Consider the following 565-nt stretch of genomic DNA (forward strand, 5'->3'; position numbering starts at 1 on the left):
GGCCACACACCGCATCGTGGCGACGATGATCCGCCGGCGGGTCTCCTCGCCGCTGGCGCCGACCGGGCGCCCACGCTGCGCCCGCGTCACCGTGCTCTCCCCACTCGCGCGTCCTGTCCGCCGGCTCTGGGTGCCCGACACGGTCGAATATAATCGAGTGATCGATTAGTTTGGGCTTCCGCGCGGAGGTGCGCAGTGTGTGATGGACGAACCTGCGGCGGGTTCCGCGCGGCATGAGCGTCGCGCAGTCGCAATTGGGCCGCCCGGTGGGCGCCGACGGGGAGCAGACGCGTGCGCGGATCATCGTCGCCACGATGCGGTGTGTGGCCACGGTGGGGTACTCCCGCGCCACCATCCGTGAGATCGCCCGCACCGCGGACGTCACCGAAATGGAGGGCATCGCGTCACCTCGGCTGCGGGCCGTCGCCGCGCGGGCCGACGGCGCGGTCGATCGCCTGGCAGCGGTGTTGGACGAGTCGAGCAGGTTGATGCGCGAGTACCCCCATCTGGCCGCCTTCGATCGGGCCATTCGCAGTGAAAGCAGCGAGCATCCGGCCAGCGGCGT

Annotated in this window: 2 pseudogenes; one reads left to right on the top strand and one right to left on the bottom strand. The window is 70.6% G+C overall.

What is annotated here, in order from left to right:
- A pseudogene (locus tag A5750_RS26275) lies at positions 1–90 on the bottom strand (TetR/AcrR family transcriptional regulator); the annotation flags it as partial.
- Between the two features lie 143 nt (positions 91–233).
- Here A5750_RS26275 and A5750_RS07745 point away from each other — a divergent pair.
- Positions 234–565, top strand: a pseudogene (locus tag A5750_RS07745) (TetR family transcriptional regulator); the annotation flags it as partial.

This window comes from Mycobacterium sp. 852002-51613_SCH5001154, from assembly GCF_001667425.1.
Classification (GTDB): Bacteria; Actinomycetota; Actinomycetes; order Mycobacteriales; family Mycobacteriaceae; genus Mycobacterium.